This window comes from Paenibacillus sp. Paensp111 (genome assembly GCF_059492195.1).
Genome location: NZ_CP168527.1, coordinates 1,285,001 through 1,306,082, shown reverse-complemented (window position 1 = coordinate 1,306,082; position 21,082 = coordinate 1,285,001). Strand labels below are relative to the sequence as shown.

At 47.1% G+C, this 21,082-nt stretch carries 17 protein-coding genes, 10 tRNA genes, 2 rRNA genes and 1 pseudogene (1 of these 30 only partly in view); 4 read left to right on the top strand and 26 right to left on the bottom strand.

Annotated features, from left to right (window positions below; genetic code table 11):
- Positions 1-28: 28 nt before the first annotated feature.
- The 3 genes from secF to ACEN86_RS06140 all read right to left on the bottom strand — a co-directional run bounded on the left by secF (position 29) and on the right by ACEN86_RS06140 (position 2,541).
- The gene (gene secF, locus ACEN86_RS06150; protein WP_495633439.1) at positions 29-940 is read right to left on the bottom strand and encodes a protein translocase subunit SecF; all 912 of its coding nucleotides are present in this window, start codon (positions 938-940) and stop codon (positions 29-31) included.
- On the bottom strand, positions 930-2,186 hold the full coding sequence (gene secD, locus ACEN86_RS06145; RefSeq protein ID WP_495633438.1) for a protein translocase subunit SecD: 1,257 nt from the start codon (positions 2,184-2,186) through the stop codon (positions 930-932). Before secD ends, secF begins: the two co-directional genes overlap by 11 nt.
- A 97-nt stretch (positions 2,187-2,283) precedes the next feature.
- Positions 2,284-2,541 (bottom strand): post-transcriptional regulator, encoded by a 258-nt coding sequence (locus tag ACEN86_RS06140; protein WP_495633437.1) that lies wholly within the window; start codon positions 2,539-2,541, stop codon positions 2,284-2,286.
- Positions 2,542-2,782: 241 nt separating this feature from the next.
- Between ACEN86_RS06140 and spoVB the strand changes: the two genes are divergently transcribed.
- Positions 2,783-4,369, top strand: a complete 1,587-nt coding sequence (gene spoVB / locus ACEN86_RS06135; RefSeq protein ID WP_495633436.1) for a stage V sporulation protein B — start codon at positions 2,783-2,785, stop codon at positions 4,367-4,369.
- Positions 4,370-4,394: 25 nt separating this feature from the next.
- On the opposite strand, the pseudogene ACEN86_RS06130 reads toward spoVB, so the two are convergent.
- Positions 4,395-4,580: pseudogene (locus tag ACEN86_RS06130) on the bottom strand (YetF domain-containing protein); the annotation flags it as partial.
- Positions 4,581-4,801: 221 nt separating this feature from the next.
- Here ACEN86_RS06130 and ACEN86_RS06125 point away from each other — a divergent pair.
- Both ACEN86_RS06125 and ACEN86_RS06120 read left to right on the top strand, forming a co-directional pair.
- A complete protein-coding gene (locus ACEN86_RS06125; RefSeq protein ID WP_495633435.1) occupies positions 4,802-5,191 on the top strand; it encodes a TIGR04086 family membrane protein in 390 nt (129 codons plus the stop codon).
- 106 nt (positions 5,192-5,297) lie between these two features.
- Positions 5,298-6,125 carry a phosphatase PAP2 family protein gene (locus ACEN86_RS06120; RefSeq protein ID WP_495633434.1) on the top strand — a complete coding sequence of 276 codons (828 nt, stop codon included), beginning with the start codon at positions 5,298-5,300 and terminating at the stop codon, positions 6,123-6,125.
- Between the two features lie 69 nt (positions 6,126-6,194).
- Here ACEN86_RS06120 and yajC read toward each other — a convergent pair whose 3' ends face one another.
- From yajC to ACEN86_RS06080, 8 genes are all read right to left on the bottom strand, one after another.
- Positions 6,195-6,515 (bottom strand): preprotein translocase subunit YajC, encoded by a 321-nt coding sequence (gene yajC, locus ACEN86_RS06115; RefSeq protein WP_495633433.1) that lies wholly within the window; start codon positions 6,513-6,515, stop codon positions 6,195-6,197.
- Between the two features lie 38 nt (positions 6,516-6,553).
- Positions 6,554-7,699 carry a tRNA guanosine(34) transglycosylase Tgt gene (gene tgt / locus ACEN86_RS06110; protein ID WP_495633432.1) on the bottom strand — a complete coding sequence of 382 codons (1,146 nt, stop codon included), beginning with the start codon at positions 7,697-7,699 and terminating at the stop codon, positions 6,554-6,556.
- 17 nt (positions 7,700-7,716) lie between these two features.
- Positions 7,717-8,745, bottom strand: coding sequence for a tRNA preQ1(34) S-adenosylmethionine ribosyltransferase-isomerase QueA (queA, locus tag ACEN86_RS06105; RefSeq protein WP_495633431.1), 1,029 nt, complete (start codon positions 8,743-8,745; stop codon positions 7,717-7,719).
- A 9-nt stretch (positions 8,746-8,754) separates the two neighbouring features.
- The gene (locus ACEN86_RS06100; RefSeq protein WP_495633430.1) at positions 8,755-10,842 is read right to left on the bottom strand and encodes a SpoIID/LytB domain-containing protein; all 2,088 of its coding nucleotides are present in this window, start codon (positions 10,840-10,842) and stop codon (positions 8,755-8,757) included.
- 47 nt (positions 10,843-10,889) lie between these two features.
- Positions 10,890-11,894 carry a Holliday junction branch migration DNA helicase RuvB gene (gene ruvB / locus ACEN86_RS06095; RefSeq protein ID WP_495633429.1) on the bottom strand — a complete coding sequence of 335 codons (1,005 nt, stop codon included), beginning with the start codon at positions 11,892-11,894 and terminating at the stop codon, positions 10,890-10,892.
- 27 nt (positions 11,895-11,921) lie between these two features.
- A complete protein-coding gene (ruvA, locus tag ACEN86_RS06090; RefSeq protein ID WP_495633428.1) occupies positions 11,922-12,539 on the bottom strand; it encodes a Holliday junction branch migration protein RuvA in 618 nt (205 codons plus the stop codon).
- The gene (gene ruvC, locus ACEN86_RS06085) at positions 12,536-13,039 is read right to left on the bottom strand and encodes a crossover junction endodeoxyribonuclease RuvC (protein ID WP_495633427.1); all 504 of its coding nucleotides are present in this window, start codon (positions 13,037-13,039) and stop codon (positions 12,536-12,538) included. Before ruvC ends, ruvA begins: the two co-directional genes overlap by 4 nt.
- 163 nt (positions 13,040-13,202) lie before the next feature.
- The gene (locus ACEN86_RS06080; protein WP_495633426.1) at positions 13,203-13,886 is read right to left on the bottom strand and encodes a BofC C-terminal domain-containing protein; all 684 of its coding nucleotides are present in this window, start codon (positions 13,884-13,886) and stop codon (positions 13,203-13,205) included.
- Positions 13,887-14,366: 480 nt separating this feature from the next.
- Between ACEN86_RS06080 and ACEN86_RS06075 the strand changes: the two genes are divergently transcribed.
- Positions 14,367-15,431, top strand: a complete 1,065-nt coding sequence (locus ACEN86_RS06075; protein WP_495633425.1) for an alpha/beta hydrolase family protein — start codon at positions 14,367-14,369, stop codon at positions 15,429-15,431.
- A 113-nt stretch (positions 15,432-15,544) separates the two neighbouring features.
- Here ACEN86_RS06075 and ACEN86_RS06070 read toward each other — a convergent pair whose 3' ends face one another.
- The 14 genes from ACEN86_RS06070 to ACEN86_RS06005 form a co-directional block, all read right to left on the bottom strand.
- Positions 15,545-16,294 carry a thioesterase II family protein gene (locus tag ACEN86_RS06070; protein ID WP_495633424.1) on the bottom strand — a complete coding sequence of 250 codons (750 nt, stop codon included), beginning with the start codon at positions 16,292-16,294 and terminating at the stop codon, positions 15,545-15,547.
- Entirely contained in the window at positions 16,281-17,150 is an 870-nt protein-coding gene (locus ACEN86_RS06065) for a carbon-nitrogen hydrolase family protein (protein ID WP_495633423.1), read from the bottom strand. The genes ACEN86_RS06070 and ACEN86_RS06065 overlap by 14 nt, the downstream gene beginning before the upstream one ends.
- A gap of 858 nt (positions 17,151-18,008) precedes the next feature.
- A tRNA-Leu gene (locus ACEN86_RS06060) sits at positions 18,009-18,087 on the bottom strand.
- Between the two features lie 20 nt (positions 18,088-18,107).
- Positions 18,108-18,184: transfer RNA gene (locus ACEN86_RS06055), tRNA-Arg, on the bottom strand.
- Between the two features lie 6 nt (positions 18,185-18,190).
- Positions 18,191-18,265, bottom strand: a tRNA-Gly gene (locus tag ACEN86_RS06050).
- 3 nt (positions 18,266-18,268) lie between these two features.
- A tRNA-Leu gene (locus ACEN86_RS06045) sits at positions 18,269-18,352 on the bottom strand.
- Between the two features lie 37 nt (positions 18,353-18,389).
- Positions 18,390-18,465: transfer RNA gene (locus ACEN86_RS06040), tRNA-Lys, on the bottom strand.
- 17 nt (positions 18,466-18,482) lie between these two features.
- A tRNA-Asp gene (locus ACEN86_RS06035) sits at positions 18,483-18,559 on the bottom strand.
- A gap of 38 nt (positions 18,560-18,597) precedes the next feature.
- Positions 18,598-18,671, bottom strand: a tRNA-Met gene (locus ACEN86_RS06030).
- Positions 18,672-18,753: 82 nt separating this feature from the next.
- Positions 18,754-18,829: transfer RNA gene (locus tag ACEN86_RS06025), tRNA-Val, on the bottom strand.
- Between the two features lie 134 nt (positions 18,830-18,963).
- Positions 18,964-19,038: transfer RNA gene (locus ACEN86_RS06020), tRNA-Glu, on the bottom strand.
- A 51-nt stretch (positions 19,039-19,089) separates the two neighbouring features.
- Positions 19,090-19,165: transfer RNA gene (locus ACEN86_RS06015), tRNA-Asn, on the bottom strand.
- A gap of 12 nt (positions 19,166-19,177) precedes the next feature.
- Positions 19,178-19,294 (bottom strand): 5S ribosomal RNA (gene rrf, locus ACEN86_RS06010).
- Between the two features lie 89 nt (positions 19,295-19,383).
- Positions 19,384-21,082 (bottom strand): 23S ribosomal RNA (locus ACEN86_RS06005); it runs 1,228 nt beyond the window's last position.

Sequence of the window (21,082 nt, the reverse complement as noted above, 5' to 3'; positions counted from 1 at the left end):
TTCTCTCATGCTCTGGCGGATCATTTGATTAAGTCGTTGTTTTGGACGGTTTGGATTTAACATTCTTCTGCAAGCCTTTAAGACCATACCACAGTGGGCTCGCAATAAAGATAGATGAATAGGCACCGCACAAAAGTCCGATTACCATGGCAAGTGAGAACATCCGAATGGACTCACTTCCGAAGATAAGCAAACATACAGAGGCAATAAACACAGTGAATACGGTATTGATTGAACGTGTCATGGTTTGAGAAATACTCTTATTCACGACATCATGCAGATCCGTATGGGTCTTGATTTTGGCAAAACGCATATTCTCACGAACACGGTCAAATATAACGACGGTATCGTTGATGGAATAACCAACAATGGTCAGCACCGCAATGATAAAGGTTAGATTAACCTCTAGGCGCAGGATCGAGAATATACTGATGACCAGAAACGCATCATGCAGGAGTGCAACAATCGCAGCGACCGCAAAGCGCCATTCAAAGCGGATAGTGACATACACAATGATACCCAAGCTCGCCAGCAATACCGCGTAGATCGCGTTCTGCTGAAGTTCACGTGCCATTTCAGGATCAACTGTATTAACCTCGGCTGAAGCGTTCTTGTCGATATCTTTAACCAGTGCGGCCTTAAGATCAGACTCCTGGTTAGAAGTCAGCACCTCAGGGAAACGAATATTCACGCGTCCGCTACCAGGTGTGATCTGAACATCCTTCTGATTGAGCTTGGTCTCTGCAAGCACCTTCTCGATATCCTGTTTAGTAACGTCTTTGGAGACCTTCACATCCACGTTTGAACCAGAGCGGAAGTCTACTCCATAATTCAATTTGAATACCGAAAGGCTAATAATCCCCGCAATCGTTAGTACAATGGAAAAAATATAGAAAAACTTACTAGCTTTTACGAAGTCATAATTCCATTTAGAGCGCACTGATTTCACTCTCCTTTACACCAAGCATTCTCGGGCTCTTGATAATGTTCCCCTTAACCAGAAGATGCAGGAGATATCGGGAGAAGAAAATGTTCGTAATAATACTGACAATCAAATCGAGCATTAGGACAAAAGCAAAGCCCTTAACCGCACCCGTACCCAGACCAAACATAACCGCAGCTGCGATAAACGTGGTTACGTGAGCATCCATAACGGTACGGAAAGAGATTCTGCTGCCGGCTTTAACTGCGGACAGAATACTCTTGCCGCTTCTAAGCTCTTCCTTGATCCGCTCGTCGGTAATGATGTTGGCATCCACCGCCATACCAATACCCAGGATAAATGCCGCTATACCCGGCAGGGTTAGAGTTACACCTGCAAAATAGAAGAAAGCAATCAACAGCCAAGTGTACACAATCAAGGTAAAGCTTGCGACAAGTCCCGGAATCCGGTATACCAGGATCATGAACGCCAGAATAATCAGCGAGCCAATGATACCGGCTTGCAAAGTTTGATCCAGCGACAGTTTACCTAGCGTAGCGCCGACACTTTGCGAATATTTCTCGGTCAATTTGAGCGGCAGAGCACCCAGATTGATCTTGTCACTCAAATCTTTGGCCTGCTCCTTCGTATATCCTCCGCTGATGGAAGCCGTTCCGTCAGAGAGCACAGCTCGTACTACAGGATGATAAAGCAGTGTCTCATCCATGAAGATCGCCAGCTCCTTGTTAAGAAGGCGCGTGGTAATCTCGGTGAGCTTGGACTTATCTTTAACTTTAATACTTACTTCATAAAATGTGTTCAATTGGTCCGGATGGTAAGAAGCGCCATTCTCGGCGAACTCATTTCCATACAATTCAATTTTGTTGTATTGATCTGCACTCTTCTCAGTTCCGTCCTTGCTTCGGAACGTAAGCGTTGCGGGTTCTTGCATCTTTTGGCGAACGACCTTCTCGTCTGTAACACCAGGCATCTTCAGACGAATGCGGTTCGTCCCTTCCGTGGTTACGTCAGGTTCACTGGTCCCGAGCTTATTCGCCCGTTTCTCAATGCTCTTGGCGGTCTCCTGCAAAGCATCCTTCGTAACCTTGCCGCCGGCTTCAATTGGAGTCGCTTCATACAGAATCTCGAAGCCTCCCTTTAAATCCAGGCCAAGGTTAATGTCTTTAAGCAAACCCGGGGTTGTCCCTACCATAACCGCAGTGGTCACAACCACCACGACTAGGAATGTGATGATTCTTTTCATCCCGTTCTTTGTTCCCCTTTCATTCTCAATATTCCTATTATATCACGTGGTAATAGACCGTCAATTTATCAAATATTGTCGGACAAAAAAAATCCCATTAATCAAAACGGGATCCACGATAGGCGGAAAGCGTTAAAAAATTCATAAATTGTGTCGCTTTCAAAGACATAATGTCATTCACAAGCTGGTGAAGCGGCGGTATGCCCGACTTCTCATATTTAGAACTGACACAATCCCAGATGTCCGAATGGGTAACTTGCTCGTAGCCAATCAAATGGAATTCCTCCGCTTTACTCTGACAAAGCTGCTCAATAGACTGGATCAGCTGATCTTCGGTGATATCTTCTTCGCCCATGGGAGTCCTCCTTCTACACCACATCTCTGTGGCTTTCGTCTCTATTACATTCCACTTCATCTTACTAATTCCTGCCTGACAAGTCCAGGTATTTCAGGTATATCCAGTTCTGCCGAGGGGGAAAGAACCAAAATCCGCAAAACGGTGTCATGAAGCCGGACAGGTCCAGCATATGGTTAAGTTAGAGCATGTCTCTATATTACATGTCTGGAATAGGACACATGGGGGAAGAGGGAGAAATGTGAACAAGCAATCTTTTATCCATGGGACAATGATTCTTCTTGCTGCAGGCCTGCTTAATCGTATTCTTGGCTTCATTCCCCGCATCATTCTGCCGCGTATTATTGGCGCCGAGGGTGTTGGATTATATCAGCTTGGGTATCCATTCTTTCTGGTTATAGTCACCATCATCTCGGGAGGAATCCCGCTCGCAATCAGTAAGCTTGTGGCTGAAGCAGAGTCAGCCGGGCAGCCGGAGAGGTCCAAGGCTATACTTCGAACAAGTCTCATCTTCTCAATGAGCGCGGGGTTTGTATTTACTTTCTTGTGCCTGTTCGGAGCCTCATGGATCACCCTGAACATCTTGCCTGACAGCCGGGTCTATCATACCTTTATCAGTATGAGCCCCATGATCGTAATTATCGCTGTATCCTCAGTCTACCGGGGTTACTTCCAGGGCAAGCAGAATATGATCCCGTCGGCCACCTCCTCCATCATGGAGACACTAACTCGTATTCTATGTGTATTATGGTTCTCCTATTTACTATTCCCTATGGGTGTCGCCTACGGGGCTGCCGGGGCCATGCTCGGGGTTGTAGCCGGTGAGATCGTCGGCATGCTGGTGCTGCTGTGGCAGATGAGAAGATTGAAGCACCAGGAACAAAGCGGGCCGAGTGCGCATCCGGAATACCCATCTGATCCTGCGCCTGCAAGTGCTCCCGAATCGGCACGAAGAACCTTAAGACGAATTCTTGGAATAGCTTTACCCGTAACAGGCGGACGCCTTGTGGGTTCACTCTCCTATCTGCTTGAATCCATCACCACTGCTCAAAGTCTTGCGATAGCCGGAATAGCCACTGCCATTGCAACCGCTCAATACGGGGCTCTTCAAGGCATGATTATTCCCCTGTTACTCCTTCCCGGAGCGTTGACTTCATCCCTTGCCGTCTCGTTGGTTCCTTCTCTGGCAGAGGCACAGGCACGGGGAGACATGCGTACCATTCATAAAAGGCTTCATCAATCCATCAAGCTGGCTTTGGTGACAGGAGCCCCTTTTGCCGTAATTATGTATGTAATGGCAGAACCCTTATGCGTTCTGCTGTATAAAAATAGCGAAATCGCCGGGATGTTAAAGCTGATGGCTCCTTTTGCACTGCTGATTTATTTGCAGGGACCCCTTCAGGCTGCTCTTCAGGCTTTGGACCAGCCAGGAAGGGCTTTAACGAATACCCTAATTGGTGCAGTCGTAAAAATCGGATTAATCCTGTATCTGGCATCGAACCCGTCACTGGGCATTTATGGAGCCATCATTGCCATAATTGTCAATATTATTATCGTCACGCTCCTGCATGCGGTCACGGTAGCGGTTGCCCTCAAGTATCATGTACCGTGGCTGGATTTCTTTAAAGTGGCCGGAGTCATGATCATCATGGCAGGAGCAGTCAGCCTCATTTATCATGAAGTGTCCCTGGGTTCACAAGTATGGCTAAAATTCACGGCATCTGCTATTCTCGGAGGACTTCTCTACTTGATACTTACCGCTTTGCTCGGACTTGTCGACCGGAGTGATTTACAGAGAGTTCCCTATATAGGTAAATGGTTCAATTAGCGACGTGAATTCAGTCGCTGTGCACTTACTCACCCGTTACAATGTACATTCTGCCTCTATGATCCACTGTGCACAGGTTGATTTCTTTGAAGTGCTTCAAACCTTGGAATTGGATCTGGTTTTTTAACCAGAACCGGGTTTGGCTAATTTGCTCCAAATTCTTATCGAGCACTTTCCCATTCATGATCAAGGGTAAAGGCAGTGAGGCATATTTGAATTGTGCGGGCACGTCATTTCCTCCCTATCCAGCTTGGTTTTCAAATATTGAAGTACATGTATTCTTCCCCTACCCTTACAGCTGATGCAGAACTGAATTCATTAAATAGCGGTGCATTTTACAGAATAATCTAATAACCTCAACCTCTTGGTAATAACAGATAAGGCTTGACCATAGAATGAAATATCAAAGCTTGAGCTGAGGAGGTTCTATTCATGGAGTATAAGCGCGGCCTGCTTCCGTTTCGTATTTCTCATCCGACCGTTTCCGGCCTGTGGTATGGATTTTTGTGGATGCTGATTGGGGCATTGATTCTGTCTTTGTTCCTGCATGTCGGCCAAATGCAGGAGGATAACCTGAACGTATACACCTATTTGATCCACGCTCTGTCAATTGGATTCGGTGGCATGGTTGCCGGCAAAAGGACAGGCCGAAAAGGATGGTATCAAGGGGGGCTGGTTGGTATTCTCTACGGCGTTATCGTGCTGCTGGTCAGTTTTCTGGCTCTTGACTCTAAGCTTATTCTGAACGATTTCCTACTGCTCATTCCCGCATCCCTGATTGGGATGGTTGGAGGGGTTATGGGTGTGAATTTACAAAAATAACACAAATTCTCTTAGAACGGTTGGTCAATCCAGGATTATTTCTGATTACCCCGAAATATGTTAAACTGATGTAATCCGTGTTAAATATAAGGGGGAAAAGTCGGCTTTGCTTTATCATTCCATGACAACCGTTTCACTGTTTACAGCAGGTGTAGCTATACTGCTAATCTGGTTTGGTTCCGCGAAGAATCCATTTGCAGCCGCATATTCTTTTATTCGCGAGCTTGTAGTTTCCAGGAAGTTCTTAGTCTTATTCGCCTTAATGGTGGGCGTTCTGCTTGTTAACAGTTTTGAGCTTAAATGGGAAGCAGGACTTGGATCAACCGCAGACTTCACACCTTGGTTCCTTGCTATAGAAGGACATTTTGTCCAGCATTTTCAGCAGCTTTTCCATGCTCATTGGGTAACAGAGGTCACTGCCTTTTTTTACGTTGTTGTGTTCCAGGCACTTCTCATTGCTTCGCTGGGAATTTACGCAAGCGGGAAGAATACCGTTTTTGTTCATGCGGTCTGTTATACAGTAATTATAAATTATCTGGTAGCCATCCCTTTTTATCTGTTCTTTCCGATCAATGAAGTATGGTCTTATGCTCCATCAGGTGCGGAATTTTATATGTATGAAGTTTTCCCTAATTTCGATGCGGCTTACCGGCCATTATCAGGAATTAACAACTGTTTCCCAAGCCTTCATACGTCTATTTCGGTCTCGATGGCTATTCTTGCCGTTCGTTCCGGCAATCGCCGTTGGGCGCTTGCGGCATGTATAAGTGCCTTTATCATTGTATTCGCCATTTTCTACATGGGCATTCATTGGCTTACCGACATGGTTGGTGGTCTGGTCTTAGCCACAATAGCCACAACTTTGGCAGTCAGATGGGCTCAGCGCTCGGCGCAGCCTGCAAGCTTGCCACTCAATATAGAGTCCTCAATATAAATACACTTCAAGCCAATAACCGGTATCAAAAAAATGAGCCTGCTCTATTTAGAGCAGGCTCATTATGTATTAGCTGGCAGATCCAGTTGTCTCTGCTGTACTGATACTATGGCTGATTGCGCTTCGTTCAAATGTAAGCTTGGTTACATCGTTCACTTTGAGCACAACCGTATCATCCGTAAGCTCGGTAATCGTACCGTGCAAACCTCCGATAGTTACGATTTTGTCGCCTTTTTTCAAAGCGCTAAGCATGTTTTTTCTAGTATTTTGCTTCTTCTTCTGTGGACGAATCAACAGGAAGTAGAATACAACAAACATCAGAACAAACGGAATGATAATGCTGTACAAATCCGACCCTGGCGCTGCCGCCGCGGCTGCATATTGAAACATTGATGTTCCCCCCTTTCTTCTCTGGTGCCAAATCCCCTTTAGAAGCCTTTGTCGTTGTCTAACAGACCGTACTGTTCGAAGAATTCATCCCGGAAATCAAGCAGCCGATCATCCATAATTGCTTGACGCACGTTCTTCATAAGATCGAGCAGGAAGTGCAGATTGTGGTATGTCGTTAACCGGAGTCCGAATGTCTCATCCGCTTTGATAAGATGACGAAGATAGGCACGGGAATAATTCCGGCAAGTATAACAGCTGCAATTCGGATCCAAAGGTCCAAAATCACTTGCATACTTGGCATTTCGAACAACAAGCCGGCCTTGACTCGTCATAGTTGTACCGTTGCGGGCAATCCGGGTTGGAAGCACACAATCGAACATATCAATTCCGCGAATTGAACCTTCAATAAGCGCATCCGGTGAACCCACACCCATTAAATACCTGGGCTTGTTCCCGGGAAGCAGAGGTACTGTATAATCCAGCACTTCATACATCAGGTGCTTGGGCTCTCCTACACTCAGTCCACCAATAGCATACCCCGGAAAATCCAGGGAAGTCAAATCGGCAGCACTCTGTCTGCGCAGATCCTCATACATCCCTCCCTGCACTATGGCGAACAGGGCTTGATCATGCGGTCTAGCGTGACTTTCAAGACACCGCTCCGCCCAGCGGGAGGTCCGTTCAAGAGACTTCTTCACATAGTCATACTCCGCCGGATAAGGAGCACATTCATCAAAAGCCATCATGATATCGGAACCCAGGGCGTTCTGAATCTCCATAGCTACTTCAGGAGAGAGGAACAGCTTCTCACCGCTGAGGTGCGAACGGAAATGAACACCTTCTTCCGTGATCTTCCTCATTTCACTCAAGGAGAAGACTTGGAATCCTCCGCTGTCCGTCAGAATGGCACGGTCCCAATTCATAAACTTATGAAGACCACCGGCTTCACGAATAATCTCATGACCCGGGCGAAGGAACAGATGGTACGTATTACTGAGAATAATTTTGGCATCCATCTCTTTAAGCTCTTCAGGACTCATCGTCTTCACCGTAGCCTGAGTTCCAACAGGCATAAAGGTAGGTGTCTCTATAATCCCGTGAGGGGTATGAACCCGTCCCAATCTGGCCCCTGATTGCTTGCAAGTCTTAATGTGTTCGTAGGTTACAGCTGCTGTCAATATCATCAACCATCCTCTAAGGCTTAGTAAATAAACATGGCATCGCCGAAGCTGAAGAATCGGTACTTCTTCTCAATCGCTTCCCGGTATGCCTTTAATATATTGTCTCTCCCGGCCAGTGCACTCACCAGCATAACCAGCGTGGACTTAGGAAGATGGAAATTCGTAATCAAAGCATCTACAAGGCCATACTGGTAGCCAGGGTAGATAAAAATTTGTGTCCAGCCGCTGCTCTTCACGATAGGACCGTCCCCGCAGAGCTGACTTACGGTCTCCAGCGTTCTTGCCGACGTCGTTCCTACTGCAATCACTCTGCCGCCCCTGGCGCGTGTCTCATTCAGAATATCTGCAGTCTCCTGCGGTAAGATATAATATTCTTCATGCATAACATGGTCTTCAATGCGATCCACAGACATAGGTCTGAAGGTTCCCAATCCGACGTGCAGCGTTACAAAGGCAATTGTAATTCCCTTGGCGCGAATCTGCTCCAGCAGCTCCTCTGTAAAGTGAAGACCTGCCGTAGGAGCTGCAGCGGAACCTTCGTGACGAGCATATACCGTCTGGTAACGCTCTTTATCTTCAAGCTTTTCTTTAATATAGGGCGGTAGTGGCATTTGGCCCAGGCGGTCCAGAATTTCATTGAATATTCCCTCGTATGAGAACTTGAGAACTCGTCCGCCCAGCTCGCCTTCTTCCATAATTGTTGCCTTAAGCTCATCGCCAAATACGATGACCGAGCCGACTTTCAGTCTTTTGCCAGGCTTAACCAGGACTTCCCATTGATCTTCCCCTAAGCTCTTAAGCAGCAGGACCTCTGCCTTCGCCCCTGTATCTTCCTTCACCCCGAACAGTCTTGCCGGGATCACCCGTGTGTCATTAAGCACCAGCGTGTCGCCAGGGTTCAGATAGTCTATAATATCGGAGAAAATATGATCCCCGGTGCTTCCATCCTTCTTATTCAGAGTAAGCAGCCGTGAAGATGTTCTTTCCAGCAATGGAGTCTGGGCTATAAGCTCCTCTGGTAATTCAAAATCATATAAGTCTACGTTCATGATGCTGCTTCATTCCTTCGTTATAGTCACATTTTGGTAATAATGCTGCAAAATGGCCTTATAGTCTTTGCCGGTATCGGCCATCCCTTTGGCGCCCCATTGAGACAACCCGATTCCATGACCGTTACCACGTCCGGTGAACATAAACGCATTGCTCTCATCTACTACCCTAGCTTCATTCGAAGCGCCGAGAACAACCATATTCCCTCCGCTTATGCTTTGGGTTCCTGATGCGGATAGCACCTTCGTGCCCGCTTGAGCAGTGCCTGTACCGGTTACATTCCCAGCACCTAGTACAGTATACCTTCCGGTTGCTGTAATATCAAACAGCGTACTAGGCAAGCTTCCCAGCGCGGAACGATACAGATCCGGATATTTCACGTCCAGAACTTGTCCGTTAGCTTTCACTTGAATAGCACGCCCGGAAGGTCCACGCTGAGCAACCTCCAGTGACAATATAGGCGAGGTAACCGAAGTCGAGGTTCTGCCTTTGAGAGACTGAATTAATTGATCAGAGGTAAAAGGACCTTTGATCCAGGCGTATTCATTAGACTGATCCACTTTCTCCAGAACAATGGCCTGATCGCCAGGGTTCAACTTGGATACGGGAGTCTCTCCGGATTGAACGACCGGAAGAACTCTTACATTTGTATCATTTGTGGTCACGGTCAGGTAAGGCAGACCAGCGGGGTTCTGGGTACCCGTTAGCTTTGTATTGTCTTCACGGACATACCCCGTCCTGCCATTGGCGAGCAGAACATGATACCACATTTTGAGTCCTGCCTGCGCCGCTTTGTCCTCGTCACTCTTTACTGCTTTGTAAGTAGGATCGACATTTTTCCACACCTCGGTAGAATCCGCCGCCATGCCGCCGCTGTTGGAAGAGAACAAGCCTTCGATCAGCTTGCCATTGCTTTTAAGGACTTCACCTGAAGTGCTGTCAACCGCCTTTATAATGCTGGCAGCTTCTTTCTCAACTCCGTTATAAGCCTGACTTAACGTTGTATCTACAAGTCCCGCAACCTTGAATTTGGAAGCTCCTTGATACAAGGCATACGTTCTTGCTGCAACAGCCTGAGCCTTCAGAGCTTCCTGCGGCCAGGATGAATAGACCTCTCCTCCGACAACGGAGTACAGGTATTTATCCAGAGGAAGCTCATTGACTACGGCCAGCTGCCCGTTCACACGGCTGAGCTCAAAGCCGCCTCTGTATTTGCGTGAAGAACGCTCGATCAGCTGAATACTGCCGGAAGCAGAATCACTTCCTTGGATCCACAGAAGCGGTTCACTTCCGCTTACCGAGAGGTGCTTGACCGGAGCAGGGGTTGTTAAATTCAAGGTTACATCTGACCGAATAATAACGCTCGTGCCGGACTGCTTGGCTGGCTGAAGAGCTAAACCCGGATTACCTGCAAGCAGCCGGGTCTCAACTTGATCGAGTTCATCAGCAGTTGAAGCATCCCCTACCCACACCTCATAGGTGGATGGGCTGGTCAACACGACTACAGCGTCAGTTCCCTGCGATTCAATTTGCTCCCTCATTTTGTCTGCTTCCTGCTGGCCTCCGAATGAACCAGCCGAGAGATACAGGCCCCCTTTGGCCTCTGGTGCAGCTGCCCCGCTTAGTCCAAGTGTCTGTCCTGTTCTAGCTGCAGCCTTTTGGGCTTCAGAAGCAGAAGTATAAGGCCCTGTGTAGACCTGGTACAGGGTACTTCCTGTTAGGCTTACCGCGAAGATCAGCGGCTTGTCGGCAGTGGATTGAAGCTTCTTCGCTGCATCTGCTGCCTTTTTCCAATCTGCTGTCTCCATAACCTTGACTTTGAATCCATCCAGACTGAATCTAGCCTTCTCCCCAGCAGCAAGACTGACCCAGGAACCTGCAACTCCTTTCGGTGCTGCCGTCCAGGCCGATGAGGACACGAAAGTCACCGCCGGTACAGTCGATTTATAAGTACTGCCCGCGTCTACAAATAAAGCGACACGGACGGTGTCCGCGGCTGCATAAGCAGATGATTGCATCATACCGAGAAGCAGAACCCCTGCCAGTATGCTTTTTCCTATCTTTAGCAGCTTGCTCTTATTCCGTGATTGCTCCATGGTTATGGTTATCCTCCTCACAGATGTATTTCATTTAGGATTTTTTCTCAGATCTTCTCAGGTACAGGCAGACCAAGATGTGCATACGCAGCGGCCGTGACCATTCGGCCGCGCGGTGTACGCTGAAGGAAGCCGATCTGCAGCAGATAAGGCTCATACACATCTTCAATGGTCTGGCTCTCTTCCCCAATCGTGGCGGCGATGGTATCCAGACCAACCGGGCCTCCGCGGAAGCTCATGATCATAGCTTTCAGCATCTTGTGGTCGATCAGATCAAGCCCCATAGGATCGACCTGCAGCATTCTAAGCGCCTCATTGGCAATATCGGCTGTGATAATTCCATCTCCACGTACTTGCGCATAATCCCGTACTCGCTTAAGCAGCCGGTTAGCGATACGCGGAGTTCCTCTGGATCTAAGGGCAATTTCCTCCGCCGCATTTCCAAGGATCTCTATGCCAAGAATATCAGCACCTCTACTCACAATGTAGCTGAGCTGGTCCACGGTGTAGAATTCGAGACGGCTGACCACTCCGAACCGGTCCCTAAGCGGCGCAGACAACAGCCCCGCCCGAGTCGTTGCTCCTATTAATGTGAACGGGGGAAGATCTAACCGGACTGAACGGGCACTGGGTCCTTTGCCTATCATGATATCCAGCGCGAAATCCTCCATGGCCGGATACAACACTTCCTCAACGGTCCGATGAAGACGGTGAATCTCGTCGATGAACAGAACGTCCCCTTCCTGCAGATTGGTCAGCAGGGCAGCAAGATCACCCGGCCGCTCAATCGCTGGGCCCGATGTGGTTCGCAGATTAACCCCGAGTTCATTAGCGATAATATTCGCCAGAGTCGTCTTTCCAAGACCCGGAGGGCCATAGAGCAGAACATGGTCCAGCGCTTCTTTTCTCATCTTGGCGGCTTCAATATATATTTTCAAATTTTCCTTAACTTGGTCCTGCCCAATATATTCGGCTAAATAACGGGGACGAAGGCTTAATTCAACCGCCTGGTCTTCCATCATTAGATTGGCCGAAATTATGCGGTCATCCATCAGTGTACTCCCCCTATCTGTCCTTACTTAGCCTGCATACAGCATTCTGAGTGCCTTCTTCATTACAGAGTCAACCGGCTCATCCGGTACAATTCCGTCCTTCAGGGTCTGCCATACCTTGTCCAGTTCGGCATCCGTATAACCCAAAGCCCTCAAGCCCTCTTTGGCTTCATGCCAGCCCGTAGAGACCGGGTTGAACAGATCGTGCTGACCGGTATCTACCTGGACAAATAACGGGGTAGTGGCAATCCCGTCCAGCTTGTCCTTCAGATCCAGGATAATACGCTGAGCCGTCTTCTTGCCGATTCCCGGAAGCTTAGTCAGGAATGTTATATTCTCTTGATATATCGCAGCTACAACATGATCAGGCGTCCCTCCGGCAAGAATACCGAGTGCCACACGCGGTCCAATTCCCGATACCTCAATTAACTTGCGGAACAGCTTCTGCTCTTCCCTCGTGGGGAACCCGAACAGCAGAATCGCATCCTCACGTACGTGGTGATGGATATACGCCGTGACGACCTCATCACTCTTGGCAAAAGCGTAAGGGTTAGGACAGAATACCCGGTAGCCAACATTGTGCACATCCATAATGACGTACTCTGTTTCATAGTGGACAATGTGTCCTTTTAAATAATCTATCATGAACGCAATACCTCGTTTATCTTCGAATTTAATGTACTGGAGTGCGCATGGCAGATCGCAATCGCCAAGGCATCTGCAACGTCGTCCGGCTTGGGCACAGCCTGCAGCTTCAAGAAAATCTTGGTCATTTCCTGAACCTGCTTCTTCTCAGCTTTGCCGTATCCGACAATGGCCTGCTTCACCTGCATCGGTGTATACTCTCCAATCGGAAGGCCTCGCTGTATGGCAGCCAGTACAAGCACGCCTCTAGCCTGACTGACCGACATAGCCGTCGTCACATTTCGATTGAAGAACAGCTTCTCCAGTGCCACCGCGTCCGGCTTGTACTTGTCCATGAGCTGCCCAATTCCCTCGTATACATGAAGCAGCCGTTCTTCTTCCGGTGTGTTCTTCTCGGTCTGGATGCACCCATACTGGACCGGAATGCATTTACTTCCCTGCTTTTCAATGAAACCGAAACCGACTATCGCAATTCCGGGGTCTATACCTAAAATACGCAAACGCAATCTCTCCTATAGTTCATAAAGCGAACATATGTATTCACTCTATTATAACAAAAGATAGAGCAGTATAGCGGAAAAAGTTGATATCCGTTTCAGTAAAAACACAAAAAGAGACGCTGATCACGTCTCTTCACTGTGCTGCTTTTGGCAGATCAGGTATTCAGTTCAACTTCATCGCCTTCTGGGAATCCGCTGCCGCATAGTCGCTAAAAGTAGACAATACGCTGTTATATTCCTCAACATCCTGAATTCTGATTCCTTGCTTGATCTGATTCACGACATCCTCCGGCAGGGCGCTTTCCATGGATTCAATATCCAGCTGAAAAAAAGTACGCATGACTTTTTCATCCTTCGGCGGGCCTTCAAACAGGCTGAGGTTCCCTTTGGCATCCAGTCCGATATAACCGGATCTTTTACATATATCAGACAAATCCGCAATATGATGCTCAAACCATACATCACCCGCAGCATCTACATGACCAGTCCAATCCGGGTGCTTGTTCTGCAGCTCGGCAATCTCCTTACCTTTCATTTCACCTAGAACCTGGCTTTCTTCCCCGCAGGTATATAGCTTATTCAGATGAACCCTTCTTACCTGATCCGCCTTATTAATGGCCTCTTGAAAATCCTTCGATGGAACGTGGTCATTCACAGTTTGAAGTCCGGCCAATGTCTCAAGAACCGCCGGCTCCTCCCGGGTCATTGCAGCCTCTAATTTATCCGAAAGGGGTACGCCCACCCAAGCCAGCAAAGCTACCATACTGCAGGCTGAAATGGTCCATATCGCCCTTCTCCATCTTCTCCAGCGTCTTTTAAAATGCTTCTTAATTCGAAAGATGTTCACGACAATCCCCTTCTTACTCGCTTTATTACTTATTGTGACCTTGGATTTGAAGTAATATACAGTTTGGCCTGAGTATGCAGAACCCTGTTTAACTGCTGTTTATATTTGCAGCTCATAATAGGTCCCACAATAGCCGGAAGGAGGCGCCCTATGCGATTGCTAGAACTGTTATCCGTTAGCACTAATTTGCTTTTTCTTGCTATGCTGTTTTTTCGGCGAAATATGAATATGCCCTTATCTGTAATATGCTCAGCCGTTTCGTTGATTATTGCATTTGTGCAGATTATTTTCGAAGGCTACAGATGGCAGATGGTACCTGACTACATCATTACATTGGGACTGATTCTATATGCGGTCATACGTTTAGTCAGAGGTAGCCATACATCAAGAAATACGGCTGCTAGAGGAAAAAATAAACTTCGAATACTTGGAAAATCACTTCTGCTGGGCCTCAGTTGCTTAATTACCCTGGTTCCCCCTTTGGCTTTACCTGTTTTCAGATTTGAAGCCCCTACTGGGTCATATCCTGTAGGAACAGTCCAATATCACTGGAACGACACTACACGCAACCGGGAACTAAATATCCAGGTATGGTACCCGGCTGACCATACAGATGGCAAACCTCATGCTCCCTACTCCCCAGACCTCAGCGCACTTGCAGAGGGACTGAGCAAAACCTATTCTATCCCAAAATTTCTATTTGATTATATAGGGCTTGTTCAAACCCCTGCCTATCTGGATGCCCCTATTTCACAGCGAAAAACGAACTATCCCGTCATTCTCTTCTCACATGGATTCCCTGGGGGCCGTTATACAAACACATTTCAGACTACAGAACTTGCGAGTCATGGATTTATCGTAGTCTCTGTAGAGCATACGAACGGATCTTTAACCACCGTTTTCCCTGGGGGTAAATATATTGGGGTTGATTCTAATCTGCCTCACTATGCCGATCTGAACGCCTGGGATCAAATTGTTAGTCAAGTCTGGGTCCAAGATACTGAGTTCGTTATAGACAGGCTGGAGCAGCTTAATCGAAATAATCAACAGAATATGTTTAAAGGGAGATTAGATCTGCAGCGAATCGGAATGCTGGGCCACTCCTTTGGGGGTGCTAATGCCGCACAGGTTATGCTTGTGGACCCTCGGATACGAGCCGCCATTAATATGGACGGGACGTTTTTTGGAACAGGAGATCTAAGTCATGGGTTGCCTAGGCCCTTCTTACTTATGAGTTCTGATCCACCCATTAAGAGCGGTAATCTTCTAGCCAATCCAACCGACAGCGCGCTTGCTGCCAACGGATTAACACGCGATGAATATAGGCTTCTCCAGCAAATTCCCGTTCGAAAGCAGCAGGCTCTTCGCAATGGAGGACAGGAGCTCGTCATTCCCCATGCAGATCATTTAAGTTTCAGCGACTTCTATCTTATATTCCCGATACTCTCCTGGATCAATGGCCATTTCGATAATCGTGAAGTCCAGCGTACGATAAATGAGCGGACTCTTACATTCTTTATGAAGTATTTGAACTATACGAAGTAAGGCAACTAGGATAATTTCTACAAAGTGCAATCTAAGGAGATGCAATGTTCCCCAGGAAAAATAGAAAAACAAAAACTCCAAGGATATTTATCCTTGGAGTTTGCTATTCCATCCTAATCACATAATTTTTGTAGAAAATCAGCTAATTTCTCCCATTGATCCAACATATAAAAATGATTTCCCGGAAACTGGACTAATTCAAAATCTTTTTCGGTTAATAAGGCCCACATTTGCATATAACTAGTTTTAACCCCTAAATCCTCAGTTGCTTGGATAGCGTATATGGGGACCGAAACCTTATAAGCTTTAATTAAGCTGAATTTCCTTACGGCATAGAGGTCATTGCGAACAGAAGGAATGATCATATCTAACATCGTTTTGTCTTCTAAAAGCATATCATCTAAGCCGCCAATCGATTGTAAATATTCGATTACCGATTCATCATCGTTAATATTTATATGCTTATCACTATCTTTTCTAGTAGGGGGAGTATGACAAGAGACAACCAGTTTATCTATGAATGTAAGCCTATGCCCATTTCGGTTTAACATATGATATGCAATTAAGGCACCCATGCTATGCCCATATAATATGGTTCGTTTGCCCTCATCACCAATCACACCTAAAACCTTTGTTACCATATCAGCATAATCATCAATATTATCCACCATTTCCTCCAGAAGTCTTTCTTGTCTTCCTGGATATTGAATGATGATGCACTCAATATCGGTGCTCAAATATTGCACCAGATCTTTATAAAAATTTGCATTGCCGCCAGCGTGGGGCAGAACAACCAATCTTACTGTTGAGTTGGAATTATCTCTAAACCTTCTAATCCATTTTTTTGCTTCACTTAATTGCATTGTAGTTACCTGTAATAGTCTTGATAACATATTGTTCTTGATTTATATCGAACGAATCTGCAAGCATTCCTTCACCCTCTCTAGCTTGAATAAGAAGAGCAGGGTCTAGTTCAGCTATCAATAATTCAACTTCGTCTGGAGAGCCATCAACAATATTATCACCTAGAGGGTTCCATACCCCGCTATGTCCACAGGCATCCCATACTCCGGTTTTTCCAACGTGATTACACATCGCCGTGAATATCGTATTATCAAGTGCCCTAGCAGGAAACCATACTCGGGACTCTTTGTACCCCATTCCTTTGCTAAAAAGAGAGCTGCTCATGTATAGATGACAGCCATTTTGTGCTAAAAGACGAGAATGTTCAGGGAAACCTGCGTCATAGCAAATTCCCATCCCGATATTCCAACCCTTGAGTTCAATGATGATCTGCTCATTATTAGTAGAAAAAATATCTTTTTCCGTTTGAAATAAATGTGACTTATCATATACTCCTACTTCTTTTCCATTGGAATCTATGATGATCGAAGATATGAAAACTTCTTCACCTCTTTTTAAAGGGGTTCCCATAATCGACCATATACCATACTTTTCGCAGACTTGACGCAACTTTTGAATTCTCGCATCATTTATCAAAATCGTTTTTTCATTTAGATTCAATTTTACGATTTCGGGTACATACCCTGTCAGATACTTCTCGGGAAACAGGATAATATCCACATTGTTTTTTCCAGCTTCTTCAATTATCTCACAAGCGCGGTTAACGTTTTCCTCAATATTTCCGTCGATCGAAGAACACTGTGCTAGAGCAATCTTTAATTTATCCTTTGGAAAAGCATCTCGTTGTATATCCATAATATCTATTTCCTCCTAGTACAGATTAATCAATTTCGAACTAAAAATTTCCCTGGATATATCTAACGACCTCAGAAGGTATACTTCTCAAGAAGTAATGTCCGCCTGTCTCAAACTCAAATAAATCAACTTCGTTTATCCAATGATTCCAGTTAGACCATACTTTCTCATAACCTTCTGTAATCGGATCATCTTTGGCAATAACAATAGAGGCAGGTGTTTGTAACCATTTCTTTGTGCTGCTCCAAAGGTTGCTAAGATAAGTATTCGCTTCAATCGCTAGATACTGGATTTTTTAGCTCATGAGTGAGAGAAACATCAATAAGCAGTTTTCTTTATTTCTCACTTAAGGTTTTCTAATACCCGGAAAGGAAAATAATACCATATAATTCAAATAAAGCCCATTCCCGAAAGACTGTGCGTTAAAATTAGCACCTCTTCTCAAGTGGACTTAATTAGCTGTGCTCGTATCGGATCTCGGTACTCAAATAGATTTATATATGCCTGTCCAATGTCTTTTTAAAAACTTCGAATTCTCGACGGTAAAATGCTAGTGTATGCGGACTTATATTATGTGTTTTACCATTACGTATTAATTAATGAGCTGTCTCAAAGTTATCAACTACATAAATTGGTTGTGCATACACAGCCACATCCTTCAAAAGGTTAGCGCATTCTTTCTTTGTGCCATGTTTTACAATTCCTACCGTTTCAATAATTGTTAAGGCTATGAAATCGACTTTAGTCGAGTGCAGCACCTGCGAATAGGTGCGTAATATTGGCGTATTAACAAAAAAAGCTGATTAGACTTAGTGTCTAATCAGCTTTTAAATTCCTGTCAATCTTGTGTTTTATGTATACCGGCGAGAGGACTCGAACCTCCACGGTTTCCCACTCGATTTTGAGTCGAGCGCGTCTGCCATTCCGCCACGCCGGCATATTGAGTTAAAGTAAAAATGGCGCGCCCTAAGAGATTCGAACTCCTGACCTTTTGATTCGTAGTCAAACGCTCTATCCAGCTGAGCTAAGGGCGCAAATTATGGAGCGGACGACGGGAATCGAACCCGCGACCCTCGCCTTGGCAAGGCGATGCTCTACCGCTGAGCCACGTCCGCAAATGGTGCGCGTGGAGGGACTTGAACCCCCACGTCAAAGACGCTAGATCCTAAGTCTAGTGCGTCTGCCAATTCCGCCACACGCGCACAAGTAAACACTGTTCACCCTGATAATCAAGGTAAATGGTGAGCCATGAAGGACTCGAACCTTCGACACCCTGATTAAAAGTCAGGTGCTCTACCAACTGAGCTAATGGCTCTCATCTAAGAAGTATAATGGCGGAGCCGACGGGATTCGAACCCGCGGTCTCCTGCGTGACAGGCAGGCATGTTAGGCCTCTACACCACGGCTCCACATTATAATAAGAATCCCGATAACCCAGTGGGATTAATTGCGGGGGCAGGATTTGAACCTGCGGCCTTCGGGTTATGAGCCCGACGAGCTACCGGGCTGCTCCACCCCGCGTCAATAAAAATTATGTTCTCTTAAAGTTCCCCAAAGCTTTCAAGATTAATCTTCAGCTTTAGCTTCACTCTTCAAGATTTAATGGTGGAGGCTGAGGGGATCGAACCCCCGACCCTCTGCTTGTAAGGCAGATGCTCTCCCAGCTGAGCTAAGCCTCCAAAAATTCACAAAAAAGTGGTGACCCGTAGGGGATACTCGTTCTTCGAACGAGACTGCGATGTATTTCTATCGAAGCAGATGCTCCGACGAACCCTCGTGGGTTCTCATCCCCATTTGAAGCAAATAATGATAGTGGTGACCCGTAGGGGATTCGAACCCCTGTTACCTCCGTGAAAGGGAGGTGTCTTAACCCCTTGACCAACGGGCCATAATAAAATCCAAGCTGATGAAAAGATCAGCCTGGACTAATCTGTGTGAATGGCTCCCCGAACAGGACTCGAACCTGTGACAACTCGATTAACAGTCGAGTGCTCTACCAACTGAGCTATCAGGGAATAAAAGTGTTCGCTTGGCGGCGTCCTACTCTCCCAGGACCCTGCGGTCCAAGTACCATCGGCGCTGGAGGGCTTAACGGTCGTGTTCGGGATGGGTACGCGTGGAACCCCTCCGCCATCGCCACCAAACGGAATTCTCTTCAGGCTTGATCGCCTGAAAACTAGATACGAAACGAATTTGCGTATTGCTCTTCTTGGACTGCGTCCTTCCGAGCTTGTTGGATAAGCCCTCGACCGATTAGTACTGGTCAGCTCCATGCATTGCTGCACTTCCACCCCCAGCCTATCTACCTCGTCGTCTTCAAGGGGTCTTACATACTGGGAAATCTCATCTTGAGGGGGGCTTCACGCTTAGATGCTTTCAGCGCTTATCCCTTCCGCACTTAGCTACCCAGCTGTGCTCCTGGCGGAACAACTGGTGCACCAGCGGTGCGTCCATCCCGGTCCTCTCGTACTAAGGACAGCTCCTCTCAAATTTCCTACGCCCACGACAGATAGGGACCGAACTGTCTCACGACGTTCTGAACCCAGCTCGCGTACCGCTTTAATGGGCGAACAGCCCAACCCTTGGGACCTACTTCAGCCCCAGGATGCGATGAGCCGACATCGAGGTGCCAAACCTCCCCGTCGATGTGGACTCTTGGGGGAGATAAGCCTGTTATCCCCAGGGTAGCTTTTATCCGTTGAGCGATGGCCCTTCCATGCGGTACCACCGGATCACTAAGCCCGACTTTCGTCCCTGCTCGACTTGTCAGTCTCGCAGTCAAGCTCCCTTATGCCTTTGCACTCTTCGAATGATTTCCAACCATTCTGAGGGAACCTTGGGGCGCCTCCGTTACTCTTTAGGAGGCGACCGCCCCAGTCAAACTGCCCACCTGACACTGTCCCCATACCGGATTACGGTACCAGGTTAGAACTCCGATACGATCAGGGTGGTATCCCAACGTTGCCTCCACAGAAGCTGGCGCTCCTGCTTCTTAGGCTCCCACCTATCCTGTACAAATCGTATCAAAGTCCAATATCAAGCTGCAGTAAAGCTCCATGGGGTCTTTCCGTCTTGTCGCGGGTAACCTGCATCTTCACAGGTATTAAAATTTCACCGGATCTCTCGTTGAGACAGCGCCCAAGTCGTTACGCCATTCGTGCGGGTCAGAATTTACCTGACAAGGAATTTCGCTACCTTAGGACCGTTATAGTTACGGCCGCCGTTTACTGGGGCTTCGGTTCATAGCTTCGGGTTACCCCTAACCACTCCCCTTAACCTTCCAGCACCGGGCAGGCGTCAGCCCGTATACTTCGCCTTGCGGCTTCGCACAGACCTGTGTTTTTGCTAAACAGTCGCTTGGGCCTTTTCACTGCGGCCCCCTCGTGCTATTCACACTACCGGGGCACCCCTTCTCCCGAAGTTACGGGGTCATTTTGCCGAGTTCCTTAACGAGAGTTCTTCCGCGCGCCTTAGAATTCTCTTCTCGCCTACCTGTGTCGGTTTGCGGTACGGGCACCTTCTCCTGGCTAGAGGCTTTTCTTGGCAGTGTGAGATCATGACCTTCGCTACTATAATTTTCGCTCCCCATCACAGCCCAGCCTTACGGTGTGCGGATTTGCCTACACACCAGCCTCACTGCTTAGACGGACATCCATCAGTCCGCGTCACTACCCTACTGCGTCACCCCATTGCTCATAACGGATTACGGTGGTACAGGAATTTCAACCTGTTGTCCTTCGACTACGCCTTTCGGCCTCGCCTTAGGTCCCGACTTACCCTGAGCGGACGAACCTTCCTCAGGAACCCTTAGGCTTTCGGCGGATCAGATTCTCACTGATCTTTTCGTTACTCATACCGGCATTCTCACTTGTATGCTGTCCAGCGCTCCTTACGGTACACCTTCAACCTACATACAACGCTCCCCTACCCCT